The organism is Phaeobacter sp. JH20_26 (assembly GCF_048056275.1).
GTDB classification, from domain to species: Bacteria; Pseudomonadota; Alphaproteobacteria; order Rhodobacterales; family Rhodobacteraceae; genus Phaeobacter; species Phaeobacter bryozoorum.
Genome location: NZ_JAYMWL010000012.1, coordinates 60517 through 80954, shown reverse-complemented (window position 1 = coordinate 80954; position 20438 = coordinate 60517). Strand labels below are relative to the sequence as shown.

At 62.8% G+C, this 20438-nt stretch carries 15 protein-coding genes; 4 read left to right on the top strand and 11 right to left on the bottom strand.

What is annotated here, in order from left to right:
• The first annotated feature begins 3 nt into the window (after positions 1 to 3).
• Entirely contained in the window at positions 4 to 2019 is a 2016-nt protein-coding gene (locus VWY60_RS05220) for a M3 family metallopeptidase (protein ID WP_416539953.1), read from the top strand.
• 108 nt (positions 2020 to 2127) lie between these two features.
• Here VWY60_RS05220 and VWY60_RS05215 read toward each other — a convergent pair whose 3' ends face one another.
• The 3 genes from VWY60_RS05215 to VWY60_RS05205 all read right to left on the bottom strand — a co-directional run bounded on the left by VWY60_RS05215 (position 2128) and on the right by VWY60_RS05205 (position 5727).
• On the bottom strand, positions 2128 to 3813 hold the full coding sequence (locus VWY60_RS05215) for a tryptophan halogenase family protein (RefSeq protein WP_340547319.1): 1686 nt from the start codon (positions 3811 to 3813) through the stop codon (positions 2128 to 2130).
• Between the two features lie 580 nt (positions 3814 to 4393).
• Positions 4394 to 5320, bottom strand: coding sequence for a 2-hydroxyacid dehydrogenase (locus VWY60_RS05210; protein ID WP_416539952.1), 927 nt, complete (start codon positions 5318 to 5320; stop codon positions 4394 to 4396).
• Positions 5317 to 5727: a VOC family protein gene (locus VWY60_RS05205; protein WP_416539951.1), complete on the bottom strand. Its 411-nt coding sequence runs from the start codon at positions 5725 to 5727 to the stop codon at positions 5317 to 5319. Before VWY60_RS05205 ends, VWY60_RS05210 begins: the two co-directional genes overlap by 4 nt.
• Positions 5728 to 5819: 92 nt before the next feature.
• On the opposite strand from VWY60_RS05205, the gene VWY60_RS05200 reads away from it, so the two are divergent.
• Entirely contained in the window at positions 5820 to 6644 is an 825-nt protein-coding gene (locus VWY60_RS05200) for a LysR family transcriptional regulator (protein WP_416539950.1), read from the top strand.
• Between the two features lie 7 nt (positions 6645 to 6651).
• Here the strand turns inward: VWY60_RS05200 and rodA are convergent, their stop codons facing one another.
• The 5 genes from rodA to VWY60_RS05175 are packed head-to-tail and all read right to left on the bottom strand — an operon-like array spanning position 6652 to position 12346.
• Positions 6652 to 7791: a rod shape-determining protein RodA gene (gene rodA / locus VWY60_RS05195; protein WP_340547315.1), complete on the bottom strand. Its 1140-nt coding sequence runs from the start codon at positions 7789 to 7791 to the stop codon at positions 6652 to 6654.
• A 45-nt stretch (positions 7792 to 7836) separates the two neighbouring features.
• Entirely contained in the window at positions 7837 to 9786 is a 1950-nt protein-coding gene (gene mrdA / locus VWY60_RS05190; protein WP_416539949.1) for a penicillin-binding protein 2, read from the bottom strand.
• Entirely contained in the window at positions 9786 to 10322 is a 537-nt protein-coding gene (locus VWY60_RS05185) for a rod shape-determining protein MreD (protein WP_340547313.1), read from the bottom strand. Before VWY60_RS05185 ends, mrdA begins: the two co-directional genes overlap by 1 nt.
• On the bottom strand, positions 10312 to 11247 hold the full coding sequence (gene mreC / locus VWY60_RS05180) for a rod shape-determining protein MreC (protein ID WP_340547312.1): 936 nt from the start codon (positions 11245 to 11247) through the stop codon (positions 10312 to 10314). The genes VWY60_RS05185 and mreC overlap by 11 nt, the downstream gene beginning before the upstream one ends.
• A 52-nt stretch (positions 11248 to 11299) precedes the next feature.
• A complete protein-coding gene (locus tag VWY60_RS05175) occupies positions 11300 to 12346 on the bottom strand; it encodes a rod shape-determining protein (protein WP_061049901.1) in 1047 nt (348 codons plus the stop codon).
• 211 nt (positions 12347 to 12557) lie between these two features.
• Between VWY60_RS05175 and VWY60_RS05170 the strand changes: the two genes are divergently transcribed.
• A complete protein-coding gene (locus VWY60_RS05170; RefSeq protein ID WP_416539948.1) occupies positions 12558 to 13358 on the top strand; it encodes a 23S rRNA (adenine(2030)-N(6))-methyltransferase RlmJ in 801 nt (266 codons plus the stop codon).
• Between the two features lie 88 nt (positions 13359 to 13446).
• Here the strand turns inward: VWY60_RS05170 and VWY60_RS05165 are convergent, their stop codons facing one another.
• Together VWY60_RS05165 and VWY60_RS05160 are read right to left on the bottom strand one after the other, a co-directional pair.
• The gene (locus tag VWY60_RS05165; protein ID WP_340547309.1) at positions 13447 to 15018 is read right to left on the bottom strand and encodes a 2-isopropylmalate synthase; all 1572 of its coding nucleotides are present in this window, start codon (positions 15016 to 15018) and stop codon (positions 13447 to 13449) included.
• 376 nt (positions 15019 to 15394) lie between these two features.
• A complete protein-coding gene (locus tag VWY60_RS05160) occupies positions 15395 to 16882 on the bottom strand; it encodes an MORN repeat-containing protein (RefSeq protein WP_416536692.1) in 1488 nt (495 codons plus the stop codon).
• Between the two features lie 170 nt (positions 16883 to 17052).
• Between VWY60_RS05160 and VWY60_RS05155 the strand changes: the two genes are divergently transcribed.
• A complete protein-coding gene (locus VWY60_RS05155; RefSeq protein ID WP_416536693.1) occupies positions 17053 to 18711 on the top strand; it encodes an NAD+ synthase in 1659 nt (552 codons plus the stop codon).
• Between the two features lie 110 nt (positions 18712 to 18821).
• On the opposite strand, the gene VWY60_RS05150 is transcribed toward VWY60_RS05155, so the two are convergent.
• The gene (locus VWY60_RS05150) at positions 18822 to 20339 is read right to left on the bottom strand and encodes a diguanylate cyclase (protein WP_340547306.1); all 1518 of its coding nucleotides are present in this window, start codon (positions 20337 to 20339) and stop codon (positions 18822 to 18824) included.
• Positions 20340 to 20438: the final 99 nt, after the last annotated feature.

Here is a 20438-nt window from a genome sequence, read left to right as displayed (position 1 = left end):
GCCATGACCAATCCGCTGCTGTCCAACTGGGACACGCCGTTTGAAATTGCCCCCTTCGACCAGATCAAGGACAGTGATTTTGCCCCTGCGCTGGATGAGGCGCTGGCTGCGCATAAGGCGCAGATTGACGCCATTGCCGCCTCGGACGAGGCGCCGACATTTGCCAATGTGATCGAGGCGCTGGAAACCCCCTGCCGCGAGCTGGAGCAGGTTTTGTCGGTGTTCTACAGCGTGGCTGGTGCGGACAGTAACCCCGAGCGCGAAGCGTTGCAGCGGGCGTTTTCCCCGAAGCTGGCGGCGCATTTTTCCGCCATCACCGCCAACAAGGCGCTTTATGCGCGCGTCAAATCGGTGTGGGATCAGCGCGATACGTTGGATCTGACCGAGGAACAGCAGCGCGTCCTGATGCTGACCCATCGCGGATTTGTACGCGGCGGTGCGGCGCTGGAAGGCGCGGATGACACCCGTATGCAGGAGATCAAATCCCGGCTCGCGACCCTTGGGACCGAGTTTACCCAGAACCTGCTGGCGGATGAACGCAGCTGGTATATGGAGCTCGGCGAAGAGGATCTGACCGGCCTGCCGCAATTTGTGGTCGATGCTGCCCGCGCGGCGGGCAAGGACAAGGGGCTGGAGGGGCCGGCGGTCACGCTGTCGCGCTCGCTCATCACTCCGTTTTTGCAATTCTCGCCCCGCCGCGACCTGCGCAAGACGGCGTTCGAGGCCTGGGCCGCGCGTGGTGCCAATGGCGGCGACAGCGACAACCGTAAGATTGCCGCCGAAATTCTGGCCCTGCGCGAAGAGCGGGCCAAGCTGCTTGGCTATGAGAATTTCGCGGCCTACAAGCTGGAAACCGAGATGGCCAAGACCCCGGCCGCGGTGCGCGATCTGCTGATGCAGGTCTGGGAACCGGCCAAGGCGCAGGCGGAAGCGGATGCCTGGGTGCTGACGAAGATGATGCAGGATGATGGCATCAACGGCGAGCTGGAGCCCTGGGACTGGCGCTATTACGCGGAGAAACGGCGCAAGGCAGAGCATGATCTGGATGAGGCGGAGCTGAAGCCATATTTCCAGCTGGACCGGATGATCGAGGCGTCGTTTGACTGCGCGACACGGCTGTTCGGGCTGGAGTTCACGCCGCTTGATGTGCCGCTCTATCACGAGGATTGCCGCGCCTGGGAGGTGACCCGCAATGGCGCGCATGTGTCCGTGTTCATTGGTGACTATTTCGCCCGCTCCTTCAAACGCTCCGGTGCGTGGTGTTCGGCAATGCGCAGCCAGGCGAATTTCCCCAAGGTGCAGACACCGGTTGTGATCAACGTCTGCAACTTTGCCAAGGGGGATCCGGCGCTCTTGTCTTATGATGATGCGCGCACGTTGTTCCACGAGTTCGGCCATGCGCTGCACCAGATGTTGTCGGATGTGAGTTACGAGAGCATCTCCGGCACCTCGGTGGCGCGCGATTTTGTCGAACTGCCCTCGCAGCTCTATGAGCACTGGCTGGATGTGCCGGAGGTTCTGGGCAAATTCGCCACCCATGCGGAAACCGGCAAACCGATGCCGGTGGAGATGCGCGACCGGGTGCTGGCGGCCTCGACCTTTGATATGGGGTTCCAGACGGTGGAATATGTGGCCTCTGCACTGGTGGATCTGGCATTTCACGACGGGCCTGCACCGAAGGATCCGATGGCCAGACAGGCCGAGGTTCTGGCCGAGATCGGGATGCCGTCGGCGATCATCATGCGCCACGCCACCCCGCATTTCGCCCATGTGTTCTCGGGCGATGGCTATTCCTCGGGCTATTACAGCTACATGTGGTCGGAGGTGATGGACGCCGATGCCTTTGCCGCCTTTGAGGAGGCGGGCGGTGCTTTTGACCCCGAACGCGCCAAGGCGCTGGAGGCGCATATCCTGTCGACCGGCGGCTCGCGCGATCCGGCGGAGCTGTACACGGCGTTCCGGGGCCGACTGCCCGGTGTGGATGCGTTGCTGAAGGGGCGGGGGCTGGCGGCAAAATAATCCGCACAATGGTTTTGTCTGAAATGTGAGAGGGCAGGCGCGATGCGTCTGCCCTCTCTCGTTTGTGGTTGTGCCCCCGCGATCTGCGGTGAGGGGGCGCAGGCCTGCCTAGAACAGTTGCAGGTCTTTCTGACCGCTCTCAATCTCGCTGAAGCTCGGCATGTTCTGGATCGCCCAGGGCACCGGGGCGGCGCCGGGCATCGGCACTGTCGGTTTCATCGCCGCCGCCATGCCAAAGCTTGGCTGGTCCAGTTCGCCGCGGATGTCGCGCAGCAGGGTTTTGTGATCCGGCATCGACTTCAGAATGTTCGCCAGATCCACCTTCGCGCCCTTCCACCACTGGAACCAGATCGGTTTCTTCAATGGGCGCAGGCGATCCCGGATGCCGGGGCCATAGCCGGTATCATAGACCTGTTTTCCAAGAAGCACGGTCTGGTAGACCCGGTAATCAAACAGGGTGGCAAATTCGATATCATGGGGCATCGGCAGGCGGTGCTGCCAGAGTTCAAGGTTCTCGGCAAGGCGATCCGGGATCTTCATCTCCGTGCGGGCGTCGATCCAGTATTGGTCATCGGTGCGGTTGCCCAGCCGGTAGTGCAGGCAGATGAATTCCAGCACCTCGTCATAAAGTTTGTCCATCTGCCGGTTGTATCGGCTGCGCAGGGAGGGGGCGATCTCGCGCGTTGGCAGATGTTCGGCAAACCAGCGCACGGCGTGGTCGATCATGTGGATCGCGGTGCTTTCCAGCGGTTCGATAAACCCGCCGGCCAGACCAATGGCCAGACAGTTCTTGACCCAGGCATTGCGCACGCGTCCGATCCGCATCGGGATCACCCGTGGCGTCGCCCCTTTGCCACTGTCCCCGAGCCATTCAAGGTATTCATCCGCCGCCTGATCATCGGTGCGATGGGCCGAGGAGAACACATAGCCGGTGCCCACGCGATTGTAGAGCGGCACGCGCCACGTCCAGCCGGCCCCAAGGGCGGTGGAGCGGGTCAGGCTTTCGATTTTTTCCGGGTCGGGATGTTCAATCTGCAAGGCCATGGCGCGGTCATTGGGCAGGTAGTCGGAATAATCCATGAACGGCTCACCCAGCGCCTGATTGATGATCAGCCCGCGGAAACCGGTGCAGTCGATGACCATTTCGATATCGTGGCGGCCGCGCTGTTCCAGCATCAGGTGGCTGACATTGCCCTGTTCATCCAGTTCGACCGATGTCACCTCGTCCTGAATATGCTCAACACCGCGTTTGGTGCAGACCCTGGTGAGCATGCCTGCAAATTTCACCGCGTCCAGATGATAGGCATAGCCGAACCGCTGTTCGAACTCCGGTTGACCCAAGGGGCGCGCACCCTTGCACAGGCGGCCCAGATCATCATGTGGCGCGATGGACTGGGTGAAATCCCGGTCGCCGTTGCCAAAGCGCAGGAAATATTCAGCGGCCTCCAGCCCCTCCAGCAGCTGACCATGGGCAAAGGGGTTCACATAGTCGATGCGATTGCCCTTCGGGTCCTTGTTCCAGTTGCAGAATTTCACACCGAGCTTGAAGGAGGCGTTGGTTTCGCGGAAGAAATTGCGTTCGGATATGCCCGCCTGACGAAGCGTCTTCGGCATCCGTGGCACCGTTGCCTCTCCGACGCCGACCGTGGCGATATTTGGGCTTTCGATCAGGCAGATCCGCGGGCAGTCCTTTGGTGCCGAGGTGCGGGAGAATTCCGTCTCCAGGATCAGCGCCGTCATCCACCCCGCCGTGCCGCCGCCGACGATGGTGATCTTCCTTAAGCGATTGTTCATCTAGTTCCGTCCCTGTTTTTATGTTTTTTGAAGAACCGTAGCGCAAGTTTCTCGCATTTGGCCAGCCATTATGGCGCTCAGCCGGTCTGGACGGGGCTGAGCGGACCCGAGGTCGCGCTGATCGTGGTTTTGCGGGGACATGGCCGGGGGCGGATTGGGGCTGCACTATTTGGAAATTTCGATGATGATCGGTGCTGTGAAAACGTGGCCCGGCATGGTGCGTCGGGGTGGCTGTTGTCCAGACACGGGTCATCACCGGCGCGACCTGTGGTCGTCCCGGGGATGCTGCCGTGCTGATCTGCCAGTCTTGGAACTGGGGACTTGTTCTGCAACCGGGGGTTGCGGCATAAAGTGGACGGCGCCGCCACGGGGGCGGAGAGGGGCGGGTTGATGGCCCGCGTGCTCAAATTCTCTGCACAGCCTCACACACTGAGGCCCGGTTCCTGGTCGGAGCCGGGGTGCCAGACCCGGATCCTGCAATCGCGATTGCCCGAGAGACTAGCGCAAGGGTCTGAAACGATCCTGAGCGGAGCGGGCGGCAGGTTTGCCGGATGTTAAGATCTGCCGCCCACCTGGGTGATCAATAGCCCAGATTGCGGTCCACCTGATGGCGCAAGGGCTGTCCGGCCTCGCCCAGGCGGATGTTTTCGGCAATCACCCGTGCGGCAGTGATGGCGCGGGTTTCGGCCGCGATATGGGGCGTCACGGTCATATTGGGATGGGCCCAATAGGGATGATCCAGCGGCAGCGGCTCCACCCGGAAAACATCCAGCGTGGCATGGCCGATCTGGCCACTGTCGAGCGCGGCCAGCAGGGCATCATCCTCAATCAGCGGGCCGCGTCCGGGGTTGATGATCCGTGCGCCACGGGGCAGCAGGGCGAGCGTGTCACGGTTCAGCGTATTCTCGGTGGCGGGTGTATCGGGCAACAGCAGGATCACGATTTCGGCGGCGCTGAGCGCTGCGCGCAGCCCGGCCTCGCCGTGGCGGCAGGTGATGCCGTCGATGGATTTTTCGGATCGCGACCAGCCGGTGACCGGGAAGCCCAGCTTTGCCAGCATCTGCGCGCAGGCCTGCCCCAATGCGCCAAGGCCCAGCACGGTGACCGGCCGTTCCTCGGCCAGCGGCGGCACCACGGGGTCCCATCTGTCCTGCGTGCGGATCGTGCGGTCGATGCCGAGGTGATAGCGCAGCACATGGCCGGTGACCCATTCCACCATGCCTGCGGTCAGCCCCGGATCCACCATCCGGCAGAGCGGCATCTTGAGGGTCTGGTTGCCGACGATCTTTTCCACTCCGGCCCAGAGGCTCAGCACCGCCTTGCAGCGGGTATAGGGGGTAAAGTCCTGAAGGTCGGAATTGGGGGCATAGACTACGTAATCGACCTCTCCCGGCGCGTGATCGAGGCGCAGATCAACCTCCAGCCCGGCCTCGGCAAAGGCGGCGCGCAAAGGTGCCTGATAGCTGGCCCAGCGTTCGGGCAGGGCGGCGAACTGGACGTTGATCATGTGGCAAACACCCCGTCCATATCGGCAAATCCCTTGATTTCGATCGGATTGCCCGCAGGATCGTGAAAGAACATCGTGCTTTGCTCTCCCGGCTCGCCCGCAAACCGGGTGGTGGGGGCGATGGTGAAGTCAACACCCGCCGCCTCCAGCCGGTCAGCCAGCGCGCGCCAGTCACCCTGCGGCAGGATCACCCCGAGGTGGGGCATCGGCACCATGTGATCGCCGACCCTGCCGGTCTTGGCGGTGGCAAAAACTGGCCCGAGGTGCAGCGAAATCTGATGGCCGAAGAAGTTGAAATCGACCCAAGTCTCGGTGCTACGCCCTTCCTGACAGCCCAGCAGATCCCCGTAAAAGCCGCGCGCCCTGTCGAGATCATCCACGTGATAGGCGAGGTGAAAAATGCTCATCTCTGTGCTCCCTTAACTCTGTACCTAAGGGGATAGGCGGTGAGGCGTGCAAAGGATAGCTTGTTTTTCTATGTTCAGACATAAGGATATCTATGGATACACGATTTCTCACCAGCCTGATTGCCACGATTGAAGAAGGCTCCCTTGCGGCGGCGGCGCGGCGTGAGGGGATCACCGCCTCGGCCATCTCGCAGCGGATTGCCGCATTGGAGGCTGATGTGGGCGTGGCGCTGCTGTGCCGGGCGGGCCGGGTCATGCAGCCAACGGCGGAGTGTCGTCGGCTGCTGCCACGGATGCGTGACATGCTGCGGGCAGAAGCCGAGTTGCGGGGAGAGCTGCGCGGCGCCGCGCTGACCGGGCGGTTGCGGCTGGGCGCGGTATCGACGGCGATGGGAGATTACGCGGGCGCGATCCTGCGGCATCTGAGAGCCGCCGCGCCGGAGGTTGCGTTGCAGCTGGTGCCCGGCACCTCTGAGGGGCTTTATGCGGCGATGGAACAGGGGCAGGTCGATGCAGCCCTGTTGATCGAACCGCCCTTTCTGCTGCCAAAATCCTATGTGTTCACCGAGATTGCCCGGCAACCCATCGGGCTGTTGCAGGCTGAGAAGGCCGCTGAAGAGCCGCTGCCCTATCTGATCTACAGCCGGGACGCCTGGGGTGGCGCGCGCTGCTGGCAGGCGCTGACGCAGAGGGTCGAGGCGCCGGAGATCCTGGCGGAACTGGATGCGCTGGAACTGATTGCCCAGATGGTGGCAGAGGGCACTGCGCAGGCGGTTGTGCCGCTTTGGGAAGGGGTGGGGCGATATGGCGGGCTGCGGTTCACGCCCTTTGATGATGCGGAACGGCGGCTGGGCGTGCTTCTCCATCAGCGCGATGCGGACAGCGCGCTGACGCGGGTCTTGCTGGCAGCGCTCTAGCCGACGGCTATCGCGGGCGGTGGATATTGGCGCTTTGCACCAGACCAAAGGCGGCCAGTAGCACCAGCATCGCCGACCCCCCGTAGGAGACCATCGGCAGCGGCACGCCGACCACGGGTGCCAGCCCCATCACCATCGACATATTCACCGCAAAGAACAGGAAAAATGTGATGGCGACGCCCAGCGTGACCAAAGAGGAAAACCGGTCCCTGGTGGCAAGCGCCGTGGCAATGCAGAACAGGATCACCAGCATGTAGATGAACAGCAGGGTGAACCCGCCGATAAACCCGAATTCTTCGGCCAGGGTGGTGAAGATGAAATCGGTGTGTTTCTCGGGCAGAAAGTTCAGCCGTGACTGGGTACCCTGCATGAAACCGCGGCCGGACCAGCCGCCGGACCCCAGCGCAATCTTCGACTGGGTGATGTGGTAGCCGGCGCCGAGCGGATCCTGCGAGGGATCGAGAAAGGTGTCGATGCGGCGGAACTGATAGTCTTTCAGCAGCTGCCAGTCGGTGCCCCGGCTTTTGAACACGGCCGCAACAAGACCCACTGCGGCGCCGATGACGGCGGCAAAATAGGCCCAGTGCACACCGGCAAGGAACATCACGCCCCCTCCGGCGGCCATCAGCAGGATGGAGGTGCCAAGATCGGGCTGGCGCAGCACCAGAAAGGTGGGCAGCAGGATCAGGATCACCGGCAGGATCACCCATTGCGGCCGTGAACAGCGCTCCGGTGGCAGCCAGTCGTAATAGGCGGCCAGCAGCATCACCAGCGTGATCTTCATCAGCTCCGATGGCTGTAGCCGCATAAAGCCAATGTCGATCCAGCGCTGTGCCCCCATGCCAACGGTGCCGAAGAATTCCACCGCCACCAGCAAGAGCACCGAGACCAGATAGGCCAGTACCGAGATATTGCGCCAGAACCAGATCGGGATCATGGCCACCACCAGCATCACCGAAAGCCCAAGCAGGAAGCGTTTGACCTGCGGTTCCACCCAGGGGGAGAAACTGCCGCCCGCCACCGAATAGAGCATCAGAAAACCGACGCTGGCGACGCTGGCCAGAAGCAGGGTCAAGGGCCAGTTGAGATAGAGGATCTTGCGCAGGCCGGTCGGCACCGATTGCGCGTTATTGGCAAGATAGCTCATGGCTGTCCTCTTGTCGCTGTCTGCCCCTGTTCACGCAGGCCCATCTCAGGCCTGACCACTGTCGCTGTTGCGGCTGGTGCGCTGGATGCGTTCACGTTCCAGACGGTCCTGCTGGGCTTCGATACGGCTGCGGTCCTTCTTGGGGTAGGCCTCAAGCGGTGGCGTGCCATTGTGGAGCGCCTGTAGCAGCACGTCGCGGGCGATTGGCGCCGCCGCCTTGGAGCCGCCACCGCCATGTTCCACCACCACCGCAACGGCGAATTTCGGGTTGTCATGGGGCGCGTAGCTGACAAACAGCGCATGGTCGCGCCGTTCCCAGGGCAGGTCCTCGTTGCGGATCACCCCGGCGGCGCGCTCTGCGGCGGTGATATTGCGGACCTGACTGGTGCCACTCTTGCCCGCCATGCGCATGCCCTCGGCGATGATCCGGGAGCCGTAGCCGGTGCCGCGCCGTTCGTTGCTGACCGAATACATGCCCCGGCGGATCGTGCGCAGATTGTTCTCGTTGACGCCAATCGGCTCTCCGGCGCCGCTGGGCTGTTCCACCCCGTCGATGGATTTCAGCAGGCGCGGCGTCACCGAACGCCCGGTGGCCAGACGTGCGGTCATCACCGCCAGCTGCATGGGCGAGGCCAGAAGATAGCCCTGCCCGATAGAGGAGTTCACGGTGTCACCAACCAGCCAGTCCTGACCGTAGGTCTTTGATTTCCATTCCTTGTTGGGGGCGATCCCCTTGGCCACGGCGGACATTGGCAGATCATGGCGCACGCCAAGGCCAAAGCGTTTTGCCATGGCGGAAATCTTGTCGATGCCGACCTTGATGGCGAGATCGTAGTAATAGACGTCGCAGGAGCTTTTGAGCGATGTATTGAGATCGACATGGCCATGGCCTGCGCGTTTCCAGCAGTGGAAGCGGCGGCCCGAGACCTCCAGATGGCCGGGGCACCAGACGGTATCTTCGGTGCCGATCAGGCCTTCTTCCAGCGCGGCAAGGGCGGTGATCATCTTGAAGGTCGATCCGGGCGGATAGGTGCCCTGAACGGATTTATTGGCCAGCGGGCGATAGGGGTCTTCGGTCAGCATCCGGTAGTCGGCTACCGAGATACCCCGCACAAAGAGGTTGGGATCAAAGCTGGGCGAAGAGGCAATGGCGCGCACATCACCGTTTTCGCAGTCGATGACCACGGCGCTGGCGCTCTCGAGGCCAAGCCGCGCCTGGGTGTAGTTTTGCAGATCGGCATCGACGGTCAGCTGCATGTCGGCGCCGGCCTCGCCTTCGCGGCGATCCAGCTCGCGCATGACGCGACCGGTGGCGTTGACCTCGACACGTTTGGCGCCGGCCTTGCCGCGCAGCACATCCTCGCGCTTGGCCTCGAACCCGACCTTGCCGATCTGAAAGCGCGGGATCATCAGCACCGGTTCTGGGTCTTCCATCTTGCTGAGGTCATAATCCGAGACCGGCCCGACGTAGCCGATCACATGGGCAAAATCCTCATGCTGCGGATAGACCCGCGTGAGGCCGACCTCGGGCGTGATGCCGGGCAGGGCGGGGGCGTTGACCGCAACCTTGGAGATGTCGTCCCAGCTGATCTGATCGGCCAGGGTGATTGGCAGGAACGGTGGCGAGCGGCGCATTTCAGCCATGGCGCGTTCGATGTCTTCGGGGTCCAGCGTCAGCAGTCGCGACAGTTTGTCGATGACGTCGCCCACATCGCCGGCATCCTCGGGCACCACGGTGATCCGGTAGGACTGCGCGTTCTGCGCCAGAATTGTGCCGTTGCGGTCGTAGATCTGCCCCCGTGCCGGGGGGATCAGGCGCAGGTTGATGCGGTTTTCCTCGGCCAAGAGGCGGAACTGGTCAGCCTGATCGACCTGAAGGTGACGCATCCGCATCGCCAGACCCCCGGCAAAGGCCAGCTGCAACCCGCCCAAGAGCAGAGCGCGACGGCTGAGTTTGCGATGTGAGGCCTCTACATCCTTGACGTTGCGTTTCATCAGCGGCTTCCCAGGGCTTCTGCCTCGGCGGGGGAGAGTTTGCGCACCCCCAGCAGGCTTTGGCTGGCCAGCGCGACCAGCGGATAGATCAGCAATGTTGCCACCATCTGGATCAGAATCAACCCCAGCGACGGCTGCACCACCCCCAGAATCGCCAGGATCAGCCGGTTGAGCAGGGTCACGGCGGTGACGGTCACCGCCACCGTGAACCATTCGCCGAGAAAGGCGGTTTCACGGTGCGGCTGAACCTGTGATTTCAGAAAGCTGGAGGCCAGAACCACCAATAGCGCCATCAGGCCCGGAGGCCGCTGGAACAGCAGATCGGCCAGCAGGAAGGTGAGGGCAATCAGCAGCGTCGGCACATAGTCGGGACGCCGGAGCGACCAGGCCAGGACCAGCGCCAGCATCAGATCCGGCGGCGCCCAGCGAGAGGGCAGCGTATCCAGCGGCAGCAGGTGAAAGAACATGATCACGAGGGCGAGCGCCGGAAAGGCCGCGCGCATGAGCCAGATCCGCGCCGGGGCGTTATTGGCCATCTCCGGCCTCCGCCGCCGCCCCATCGCCCAGCCCCTCGGGCCGGGGTTGCGGAATATTGATGCCCGGTGCTGGAACCACCAGCCCGCCGGGATCCTTGATCACCTCAGATCCGTGATGGCGCAGCACCCGCAGGAATTCCAGCCGCTCGTAATCGGCCGAAAGGCGCACCCTCAGGCGGCCAAAACGGTCCTGCGTGACCTGCCCGATCAGCAGACCTGCCGGGAACACCTTGCCATCGCCCGAGGTGACCACCCGGTCGCCGGGGCGGACCAGATCGGGGTTTTCGAGAAAGTCGATCACCGGCGCCGGGCTGTTGTCGCCAGCTACCAGCGTGCTTTGCCCGGAGGGCTGGATCAGCGCGGGGACGGAGCTGGCAGCATCGGTGAGGAGGATCACCCGCGCGGTATCCTGCCCGGTGCCGGAGATCCGCCCGACAAGGCCGATGCCATCCATCGCCGCCCAGCCGTCGCGCACCCCGTCACGCGCGCCGACGTTCAGGATCACCGACTGGCGAAAGGGCGAGCCGCTGTCGGCCATGACCACACCGGTGACAAAGGTCAGGCGGGGGTCGAGCCGCACATTGTTGAGATCCAGCAGGCGGGCGTTTTCCTGTTCCAGCTGTAGCGCCGCCTCTTTCCAGGCGCTCATCTGGCGCAATTCGCTGCGCAGTTCGCGGTTCTGTTCGGCAAGCCGCTGATAGCTCTGAAAATCGCGCAGCAGGTTGATGGCGCCCTCAACCGGGACCATGGCCCAGTCCATGCTGGGAACAACGGCATCGACGATTTGGGCGCGAAACCTCTCGACCCTTGGGCTGTCGATCCGCCAGATCAGGAAAATCGCCAGCAGGCACAGGCAGATAACCCCGGTCAGCAGGCGGCGCAGCGGGGCGGTATAGTCATCACGCTGGGACCGGTCTTTGGCCAAGGTATTCCTTCCCGGCGCCGGGCGTCGGCCATCCTAGCGATGGCCGGACCGCTCAGCTGTCGTAATCAATGGCATGTGCCAGCTGTTTTTCGTATTCCAGCGCCTTGCCGGTGCCAAGCGCCACGCAGTTCAGGCTTTCATCGGCGATGGAGACCGCCAGACCGGTCTGTTCGCGCAGGGCCAGATCCAGATCGCCCAGCAGCGCGCCGCCGCCGGTCAGCATCACGCCGCGATCCACGATATCCGCCGCCAGATCCGGCGGTGTGGTTTCCAGCGCGGTCATCACCGCTTCGCAGATCTGCTGCACGGGTTCCGCCAGCGCTTCGGCGACCTGGGCCTGCGAAATCTCGATTTCCTTCGGCACGCCGTTCAGCAGGTCGCGGCCGCGGATCTGCATCGACTGGCCGCGGCCGTCGTCGGGCATCCGGGCGGTGCCGATGGAGGTCTTGATGCGTTCGGCCGTGGCCTCGCCCACCAGAAGGTTCTGCTGACGGCGCAGGTAGTTGATGATCGCCTCATCCATCCGGTCGCCACCAACGCGGACCGAGCGCGCATAGACGATGTCGCCCAGCGACAGAACCGCAACCTCGGTGGTGCCGCCGCCGATGTCCACGACCATGTTGCCGGTGGGATCGGTGATCGGCATCCCGGCACCAATGGCGGCGGCGATCGGCTCGGCGATCAGCCCGGCGCGGCGGGCGCCTGCGGATAGCACCGACTGGCGGATCGCGCGTTTTTCAACCGGGGTGGCGCCATGCGGGACGCAGACGATGATCTTGGGCTTGGAGAAGGTGGAGCGTTTGTGCACCTTGCGGATGAAATGCTTGATCATCTCTTCGGCGGTGTCAAAATCGGCAATCACCCCTTCGCGCATCGGGCGGATCGCCTCGATGGAGCCGGGGGTGCGGCCCAGCATCAGCTTGGCATCCTCGCCAACTGCGAGCACTTTTTTCACGCCGTCCTTCACATGATAGGCGACAACGGAGGGTTCCGACAGGATGACACCGCGACCCTTGACATAGACGAGCGTGTTCGCCGTGCCGAGGTCAATTGCCATATCAGACGTGAACAACCCGCCAAGACTTCCAAAGATCGACATGTATTAGGACCCTGTAAAACTGCCACCTGTCCCGCGACTCTGCTGAGCGCGGGCTTTATGTCTTATAAGCAGCGCCGGGAGGTGGCGAAAGGGCGGATTCCGATCAAAAGGCGCCTTTTCGCCGCCACTGCGGGGTGCCCCATGGGAAAGTCTTGGGCCCGCTGCCATCCGGGGGCTTTTGTCCGCAAGGGTTTGGCGCTAGACCGCTGGGATGCTGTCATATCAACATATCTATCACGCCGGAAATCTGGCCGATGTTCAGAAACACGCGCTGCTGGCGCGGATGCTGGATTATCTCACGCGGAAGGACAAGCCGCTCAGCTATATCGAGACCCACGCCGGGCGCGGGCTCTATCAGCTGGATGCGGCAGAGGCGGTCAAGACCGGCGAGGCGGCGGCGGGGATCAGCCGCCTGCTGGATCAGGCCCTGCTGGCCGAGGATCACCCGCTGGCCGCTGCCATTGCCGCAACCCGCAGCGCTCATGGGGAGATGGCCTATCCGGGGTCGCCGCTGATTGCAGCGCATCTGCTGCGCGAGGCCGACAGTCTCAATTTTGCCGAGCTGCACCCGCAGGAAAACGCCGCCCTGCGGCAGGCGCTGTGGTCGCATGGGCTGGGGCGGCGGGTCCATGTGCATCAGCAGGACGGGTTTGAGCTGGCGCAGTCGCTGGCGCCGCCGACGCCGCGTCGCGGGCTGCTGCTGATTGATCCCAGCTATGAGGTAAAGCGCGACTACGCCCAGATCCCCGGCCATATCGCCAAGCTGCACCGCAAGTGGAACGTCGGCGTCATTGCGCTGTGGTATCCGATCCTGACGGACGGGGCGCATAAGCCGATGCTGAGCGCGCTGGAGGCGCAGGGACTGTCCGGCGCATTGCGTCATGAGGTGCGGTTTCCCCCGGCGCGGGAGGGGCACCGGATGGTCGGCTCGGGCATGTTCATCGTGAATGCGCCCTATGGCACCGAGGAAGAAGCCGCGCGGCTGACCAAACTGTTCAGCCGTCTGGGCTGAGATGCGGCCAACAGAGCCGGTTGGCCCTGGGCAGAACGAAAAAGGCCACCCGTCGGGTGGCCTTTGCTGTTTCAGATCAACGCATTGATCAGGTGATGTCCTTGTAGGAAATCTCGCGGGTGTCGGCGCCTTCGCCCATTTTGCTGCGGCGGATGATCAGGCGGTTGAGGGCGCTGATATAGGCGGCGGCAGAGGCGACAACCGTGTCGGTGTTCGCGCTCTCGCCCGTGGCGATCACGCCGTCTTCTTCCAGTCGGACAGACACAGTGGCCTGCGCGTCGGTGCCTTCGGTGACCGCATGGACCTGATAGAGCTGAAGATGGGCCGAGTTCGGGTGGATCTTGCGGATCGCCTTGAAGGCGGCATCGACAGGGCCGTCGCCTTCTGCAGTCTCGGTCACATCCTTGCCGTCGACTTCCATTTCGATGGTGGCCTCGGCGGGACCGCCGGTGCCACAGACGACTTTCATCGACACCAGCTTGAGGTGGTCATCCTCATCGCCGCTGGTGCGCATCAGCGCGATGATGTCGTCGTCAAACACCTCTTTCTTGCGGTCGGCGAGTTCCTTGAACCGGACAAAGAGATCCTTCAGCTGGTTGTCGCCCACCTCAAACCCGAGCTGGCTGAGTTTGTCGCGCAGCGCCGCACGGCCGGAATGTTTGCCAAGCGGCAGCGAGGTGCCGGCAATGCCCACATCCTCGGGCCGCATGATTTCAAAGGTTTCCTTGTTCTTCAGCATACCATCCTGATGGATGCCGCTTTCATGGGCAAAGGCGTTCTTGCCGACGATGGCCTTGTTCGGCTGCACGACAAATCCCGACACGGTGGAGACCCGGCGCGAGATGTGCATGATCTTCTTGGTGTCGATGCCGGTGGTAAAGGGCATGATGTCACCGCGCACCTTGAGCGCCATCACCACCTCTTCCAGCGCGGTGTTGCCCGCGCGTTCGCCCAGACCGTTGATGGTACATTCGATCTGGCGCGCGCCTCCTGCAACGGCAGCCAGCGCGTTGGCGGTCGCCATGCCGAGGTCGTTGTGGCAATGGGTGGCAAAGATCACGTCATCTGCACCGGGCACGGTTTCGATCAGGCGCTTGATCAAATCGGCGCTCTCGACCGGGGCGGTATAGCCGACGGTATCGGGGATGTTGATGGTGGTGGCGCCCGCCTTGATGGCGATTTCGATCACCCGGCAGAGGTAATCCCATTCGGTGCGGGTGGCATCCATCGGCGACCACTGCACATTGTCCACCAGATTGCGGGCGTGGGTGACCGTCTCGTGGATCTTCTCGGCCATCTCATCCATGGTGAGGTTCGGAATGGCGCGGTGCAGCGGCGAGGTGCCGATAAAGGTGTGGATGCGCGGCTGTGCGGATTTGCGCACGGCTTCGGCGCAGCGGTCGATATCCTTGAAGTTGGCGCGCGCCAGACCACAGATCACGGCATTCTTGGAACGTTCGGCAATCTCGCTCACCGCTTTGAAGTCGCCTTCGGAGGCGATGGGGAAGCCCGCTTCGATGATATCGACGCCCATGTCGTCCAGCAGCTCGGCAATCTCGAGCTTTTCATCATGGGTCATGGTTGCGCCGGGGCTCTGCTCGCCATCGCGCAAAGTGGTGTCGAAGATCAAAACGCGATCTTTGTCAGCTGCAGTCGTCATGTCGGTATCTTTCTTGTCTGTCCTAAAATCCAATCCATGTGGCGCGCATGCCTTCCCCTCTGAGCGGGCGCGCCGGATGGCACGCTCAGAGGCGGATTAGGATCAGTAGGGCGCGCAGATCTGCACCGCGCGAGGCGGTGGCAAAGCAAGGGATATCTGCACGCATCATCATGACGCAGAGTTATACAGAGCCAAAGACGAATGGAAAGACAGAAATTGACCGGGCAGGGGCAAAGCCTGCGACTGTAACCCGTTGGCCCGGATCAGACATGCTACGCCTTATGGCTGGGCGCGCGCTGTGCGGCGGCTCCGCTACGCCTTTTGGCGGTAGGGCGCGCCAGCCTATCCGGTCGGCCGTGCTGCGGGTCAGCGGTAATCAGTTGCTGGCGTTTGCATCGTCGGTGGCGGTGGCCGGGTCGGCTGTTGTGGCATCATCGCTGTCCTGTGCCGCCGCACCGGTGGTTTTGAGCGCGCCGTTCTCCCAGGTGCCTTCGGCTTGCTGACCGCTGGCATAACGCATCACACCCGGTCCCTGACGTTTGGAATTGAGAAAGCTGCCCTCGTAGACATCGCCATTGGCATAGGTCGCGACGCCCTGGCCGCTGATCTTGCCTTCGGTCCAGTCGCCCTCATAGCTGAAGCCATCTGTCATCACGATCTTGCCGGTGCCGTGGCGCTGGCTGTTGGCAAAGCTGCCGGTATAAACCGAACCGTCGGGGTAGGTGACAACCGCTTCGCCATGGCGCTGCCCCTCTTTCCAGCCGCCATCATAGCGGTAGCCGTCAGGGTAGGTCATCACGCCCTGGCCGTGGTTCTTGGCGTTCTGGAACTCGCCTGTGTAGACCAGCCCGTTGGGATAGGTAGTGGTGCCGCTGCCCTCGATCACGCCGGCCACCCAGTCGCCTTCGTAGGTGGAGCCGTCGGGATAGGTGATCTTGCCCACGCCATCGGCGAGATCATCGCGGAACTGGCCCTCGTAGACCGAACCGTCGGGATAGGTGACGCGGCCCTTGCCCTCGATCTGACCGGCCAGCCATTCGCCGGTGTAGACATAGCCGTCGGTCTTGGTGAAGGTGCCTTCGCCGTGGCGCAGGTCATCCTCGAAATTGCCGATATAGACATCGCCATTGGCATGGATCTGCTTGCCTTCGCCCTGACGGCGGCCGGCCACCAGCGGGCCTTCGTAGATATCGCCATTGGGCTGGGTCAACACGCCGGTGCCATCCATCTGGTTTGCGGACCAATCGCCCTCGTAAACCAGACCATCGGGCATGATCAGCTTGCCTTTGCCCTCCAGCTGGCCGTCGCGGATGTCGCCCTCATAGGTGGCGCCGTCCGGGTAGGTGATCTTGCCGGTGCCTTCCTTGCGGCCATCGACCCAGTCGCCGTCATATTCGTAGCCGCCGGGATTGCGCATGATGCCTTTGCCATGGTGCTTGGCATCGCGAAAGCCGCCCTCATAGCGCGCGCCATTGGCATAGACCGCAACCCCTTGACCATTGATTACGCCGTCCGACCACTCGCCATCATAGGTGCCGCCATCGGCAAAGGTGATCTTGCCTGCGCCTTCGGGTTTGCCTTTGACGAACTCGCCCTCGTAGATGGATCCGTTGGGGAAGCGCGCAACGCCACGACCGCGGACTTCGCCATCGACCCAGTCGCCGGTATATTCATAGCCGTTGGGCAGCCGGTAGGTGCCGGTGCCATGTTGCAGGCCGCCGCGAAAGGTGCCCTCATAGATGCCGCCGATTTCATCCTGCGTGGTCAGCACCTTGCCATCCTGGGCCAGGGCCGGGCGTCCGACCCCGGCAGCGCCAAGCGCCAGGGCGGAGGTCAGAAGAGCGGCGGTGGTGAAACGGGTCATGGAATATCTGCTTGCCATAAGGGGAGCCGGGGTGCGGGCCTGTTGATCGGTTTGACAGGAAACTATGCCACAGCCGCCGCCGTCGCAATGTCTTTTGCCACTGCGGTCTTTCCCTCGCAGCGTGATCTGTTTAATGGCAGAAGGCAGGATTATCGAAGGACGCAAGCAGGATGGCTGATCGTTTTCGCGTGACACTGGCCCAGTTGAACCCCACCGTCGGGGATCTGGCTGGCAATGCAGATAAGGCCCGCGAGGCCTGGGCCGCAGGCCGCGAGGCAGGTGCTGATCTGGTCGCCCTGCCAGAGATGTTCATTACCGGTTACAACACGCAGGATCTGGTGATGAAGCCGGTTTTCCACCGTGCTGCCATTGCCGAGGTTGAGCGGTTGGCCGCCGATTGTGCCGATGGTCCGGCGCTGGCGATCGGCAGCCCCTGGGTCGAGGGCGACAGGTTGTACAACGCCTATCTGATCCTGAAGGGCGGCAAGATCACCACGCAGGTGCTGAAACATCACCTGCCAAATGCCACCGTCTTTGACGAGGTGCGGATCTTTGATGCGGGCCCGCTGGGCGGTCCTTACGCGGTTGGCGATACCCGGATCGGCAGCCCGATCTGCGAGGATAGCTGGTATGAGGATGTGGCCGAAACCTTGGCCGAAACCGGCGCGGAGTTCCTGCTGATCCCCAATGGATCGCCCTATTATCGCAACAAGATGGATGTGCGGCTCAACCATATTGTGGCCCGCTCGATCGAGACCGATCTGCCGGTGATCTACCTCAATATGGTGGGCGGCCAGGATGATCAGGTTTTTGATGGTGGTTCGTTTGTGCTGAATCCGGGCGGGGCGCTGGCCTTGCAGATGCCGGTCCTGCGCGAAGATATCTGCCATCTGGATCTGGAGCGGACCGCCGAGGGCTGGCGCGCCGTGGATGGCCCCAAGGCGGTGCTGCCGGATGAGTGGGAGCAGGATTACCACGTCATGACGCTTTCGCTGCGGGATTACATGCGCAAGACCGGCTTCAAGAAGGTGCTGCTGGGGCTCTCCGGTGGCGTCGATTCCGCCATTGTCGCCACGATCGCGGTCGATGCGCTTGGGGCTGAGAATGTGCGCTGCGTGATGCTGCCGTCCGAATATACCTCGCAAGCCTCGCTTGACGATGCCGAAGCGGTGGCAAAGGCGCTGGGCGTGCGCTACGACTACGTCCCGATTGCCGAGGGGCGCGCCGCGATCACCAACACGCTGGCGCCGCTCTTTGCCGGGATGGAGGAGGGGCTGACCGAGGAGAACATCCAGTCGCGCCTGCGCGGGCTTCTCCTGATGGCGATGTCCAACAAATTTGGCGAGATGCTGCTGACCACCGGCAATAAATCCGAGGTCGCCGTGGGCTATGCCACGATCTACGGCGATATGGCGGGGGGCTACAACCCGATCAAGGATCTCTACAAGACCCGCGTGTTCGAGACCTGCCGCTGGCGCAATGCCAATCACCGCGACTGGATGATGGGGCCGGAAGGGGAGGTCATCCGCCCCTCGGTCATCGACAAGCCACCGAGCGCCGAGCTGCGCGACGATCAGAAGGACAGCGACAGCCTGCCGGATTACCCCGAACTGGACGCGCTGCTGGAGATCCTGGTGGATCGGGACGGTTCGATTGCTGATTGCGTTGCGGCCGGGTTCTCGCGGGAGACGGCAAAACGCGTGGAACACCTGATTTATATCAGCGAATACAAACGCTTTCAGTCAGCCCCCGGTGCGCGGCTCACACCGCGCGCGTTCTGGCTGGATCGTCGGTATCCGATCGTGAACCGCTGGCGCGACCCCAGTTGACCGACCAGTAAGGCGCTGGTGATCCGCCAGTTGGTGCCAGCGATATCGGGCTGGTCCCTGCGGCCAAAGGTGCGGCCAAAGGCGGGAGCATCGCATACGTTCGGTCGGGGTCAGCTGCCGGAGAAGGGGCCGTTGGCGGGATCGGCTTCCTGGCAATCCACGACGCAGTTGCGGCCTGCATCCTTTGCCGCGTAAAGCGCGCGGTCAGCGGCGTGCATCAGATCCTGCGGCAGCAGGCCATCCTCGGGGAAGCTGGCAACGCCGATGGAGATGGTGACACGCGGCAGCGTGCCGGAGCCATAGCGCAGTGTGATTTCCTCAATCGCGACACGCAGCGCTTCGCCGACCTCCATCGTCTGTTCCTTGTCGGTATCCGGCAGGAAGACGGCAAATTCCTCGCCGCCCATCCGGCAGCAGATCTCGCCATTGCGGAACAGATCCTTCAGCGTGTCGCCAATGGCGCGCAGCACCATGTCGCCGGCATCGTGGCCATGGGTGTCGTTGAAGGTCTTGAACCGGTCCGCATCAAAGCTGAGCACTCCCAGCTGGCTGGCGCGCCGGTCGGCCAGCGCCACCGCATTGCGCAGCTCGCCGAGGAAATAGCGCCGATTGTAGACACCGGTCAGCGGATCGCGGGTGGACTGGTCGTGCAATTCGTCGCGCAGGCGGACATTGGCCACCGCCAGCGAGATATGTTCGCCGCAGCGCAGGGCAAGGCGATGCAGCGCCACCTTGCGCTTGGGGTCGGTTTCCGGTGCAAATTTCACATGCAGCAGACCGACGGTATTGCCATGGGCGACCACCGGAAAACAGACGTAATCGCCATGCTCATCGGTGGCAGGCTGCTCCTCGACATGGGCGCAGGGAAAGGCGATCTTATCCGCAGAATAGAGATACTGTCGCCCGCGCCGCAGCGCCCAGCAGGCATCGGCAAAGATGTGGTCATGGACCTCGGCCCCGCCCCAGTGGCATTTGCCATCCAGAACGTCCCGCGAGTTGGAGTAGATGTAAAGCTCGCCCTGGGATTGCGGAAACAGCTTCGCCATGAAGGCGCTGACAATGCGGAACAGCTCCTCCTGGGATTTGCAGGAATGCAGCCAGACGTCGAGCTGCGACAGCAGCTTGGCCTCTTCGCGCCAGGACTGTTCCGCCGCAAGCGTCTTCAGCGCGGTCAGCTCCGCCTCCTCGGCGGCCTGGCGCGCGAGTGTCAGGTCCCGCGCACTGCGCTCGATCTGGGTCACATCGGTGTAGCAGGAAACAAAGCCGCCGGTGGACAGCCTGCGGGTGTCGATCTGAAGGCGCCGTCCCGACGGCATCCTGCGGGTCGCCGAAAACCGCTCCTTGTCAGAGCTGAAATCCTGTTCGGCCTGTCTGGCGCTGTCTTCGGTCACATGGCCCAGCCTGACGGCGGTGGCAAAAAACGCCTCGCGCGAATAGCCCGGAAAGATGTCGCCATTCTGCAACTCCAGCAGGGTGAGCAGCCGTTCGTTGAAGACCTGGCAATGCCCGTCCTCGGTCCAGACCATCACGCCCTGATCCAGCTTGTTCAACACATCCATGAGCCGCGCATGGGAGGGTTCAGGCAAACTCTCCGCCTGCAACATGTCGCTCGGGATCACTTTGTTCACGGGAGACCCCATTCTTCGTACCAATAATCGTCAGTGCTGCGACAGGCTGACACAGGAAGTCTGAACGAAATCTAAGCCGCCCCCTGAAAAACGCGGACA